The 2045-nt window shown below is 65.1% G+C and carries 3 protein-coding genes; all 3 read left to right on the top strand.

Features of this window, described 5'->3' with window-relative positions:
* Positions 1–62: 62 nt before the first annotated feature.
* Positions 63–401 carry a contractile injection system sheath initiator gene (locus tag AC1P6P_RS19440; protein WP_481404103.1) on the top strand — a complete coding sequence of 113 codons (339 nt, stop codon included), beginning with the start codon at positions 63–65 and terminating at the stop codon, positions 399–401.
* Positions 398–1609, top strand: coding sequence for a baseplate J/gp47 family protein (locus AC1P6P_RS19435; RefSeq protein ID WP_481404102.1), 1212 nt, complete (start codon positions 398–400; stop codon positions 1607–1609). The genes AC1P6P_RS19440 and AC1P6P_RS19435 overlap by 4 nt, the downstream gene beginning before the upstream one ends.
* Positions 1606–2045 (top strand): baseplate wedge 1 family protein (locus AC1P6P_RS19430; protein WP_481404101.1); only part of this gene is annotated, 440 nt, incomplete at its 3' end. The genes AC1P6P_RS19435 and AC1P6P_RS19430, both read left to right, overlap by 4 nt.

The following is a 2045-nucleotide window of genomic DNA, read 5'->3' as shown; positions in this document are numbered from 1 at the left end:
ACAAGCACTCCGGCGTCACCACAGGCACCGGCCAGACCGGCACTCCGGTGTAGGGTTAGATTATGGCCTCAACATTGCTCCTCGACCGCAGCGCCAACGATCTCTGCATCGATGCTGGCGGCAACATCGCTGTCGCGACGGAGCCCTATTCACAGGCGCAGGACGTGGCGTGCGAGTGCAAGGTCTGGGCGGGCGAATGCTATTTCGATACCACTCGTGGACTGCCCTACGCCGATCAAATCCTCGGCCAGTTCCAGCCCGTGCAGTTGCTGAAACAGAAGCTCACCGCCGCCGCTGAACTCGTGCCAGGCGTCACGGGCGCGACTGTCTTTCTGACTGCCGTGACAGCCCGGGCGATCGGGGGGCAAGTGCAATTCAAGGGCGGGAGCGCCAGTCTATGAGCGGCAGCAACGTCCCGCAGCCCGAATTCACCACGGCCGGCGTCGCATTGCCCGCCGAGAGCGACATTGTGGCCGGCTTCTGGGCTGACTTTCAGGCGGCGTTCGGCGGCGCGCTGAACGATAGCCCGGCAACCCCGCAAGGCCAGCTTGTCGTCGCGCTGGCGGCCACGCTGGCGGCGTCGAACGACCTGTTCCTGCAGTACGTCAACCAGGTCGATCCTGCGTACGCCGATGGCCGGATGCAGGATGCGATCGCGCGCATCTATTATCTGGCCCGTATCGGCTCTCAACCGACCACGGTGGCGTGCACCTGCGCCGGCGCGGCGGGCACCGTGATCCCGGCCGGCTCTCTCGCCAAGGCCACCGACGGCACGATCTATCAGGCGGTGAACGGCGACACGATCCCAACCGGCGGCAGCGTGTCGATCACCTTCACCGCGATCGACAACGGCGCGATTGCCTGCCCGGCCGGGTCGCTGAATTCGATCTATCGGGTAATTCCGGGGTGGGATTCGATCACCAACCCTGCGGATGGCACGATCGGCCGCGACGCCGAAACACGCACCGAGTTCGAGGCGCGCCGTGCAGCCTCGGTCGCGAGCAATGCCGCCGGGATGTTGCCGGCCATTCGCGGCGCTGTGCTCAACGTGGCGGGCGTCGTCGACGCCTATGTGACCGAGAATAGCACCGGCTCGTCGGTGACGATCGGCGGCGTCTCTGTGGCTGCCAACTCCCTCTACGTCGCAGTCTATGGCGGCGCCGATGCCGACGTGGCGCAGGCGATCTGGTCGAAGAAGTCGCCTGGCTGCGGCATGGTTGGCAGCACGTCCATCACCGTGACCGATAGCAACGGCTATTCGCTGCCCTATCCCAGCTACACGGTGAAGTTCCAGCGTGCGTCGGCGCTCCCGATCTACTTCGCGGTCTCGATCGCCAGCAGCGCCGATGTGCCCGCCGATGCCGCGGCGCTGATACAGGGCGCGATCACCGCCGCATTCAACGGCGACGACGGAGGCGCGCCGGCCCGGATCGGCTCGACGGTCTATGCCTTGCGCTTTGCCACCGCGATCGCCGCACTTGGTACATGGGCGCGGATCATCAGCATCGCTATCGGCACGACTTCCACGCCGACCTCGGCCAGTGTCGCCGCCAACATCAACCAGATCCCCACGACTGACGCGGCGCACATTGCGGTCACCGTCGTATGATGCTGTTCCCGCTCACCGCCCAACCGCTCGGCGTCAGTGGAACGGACGATGCGGCTGGCCCGGAACGGTTCTTCGACTCGCGCCAGACGCTGCTCAAGCAATATGCGAACAGCCCGATCATCGTCGCGCTGGTCGACGCGCTCGGCTACGCCATCGACCGGCAGGTTGACCTCGATGCCTTCTACGACTTCGTCTGGAATGTGGACACTGCGCAAGGATTCGGCCTCGACATCTGGGGGCGGATTGTTGGGGCGTCTCGCGCAATCTACGTTCCAGGCGGAGACTATCTCGGCTTCTCCGCTGCCACCGGTGCCGACACGTTCGGCCATGGCGTGTTCTGGGGTTTCGGAAGCGCGACGCCCAATTACTTGCTGACCGACGATGCATTTCGCCAGGTCATTCTCGCCAAGGCCGCGCTCAACATCACCGACGGGTC

This window comes from Rhizomicrobium sp. (assembly GCF_056722145.1).
The sequence above is the reverse complement of the archived record's forward strand: the minus strand, read 5'-3'. Positions and strand labels throughout refer to the sequence as shown.

Coding starts and splice junctions, on each gene's coding strand:
- AC1P6P_RS19435 (WP_481404102.1), top strand. CDS start 398: ATGAGCGGCAGCAACGTCCCGCAGCCCGAATTCACCACGGCCGGCGTC.
- AC1P6P_RS19440 (WP_481404103.1), top strand. CDS start 63: ATGGCCTCAACATTGCTCCTCGACCGCAGCGCCAACGATCTCTGCATC.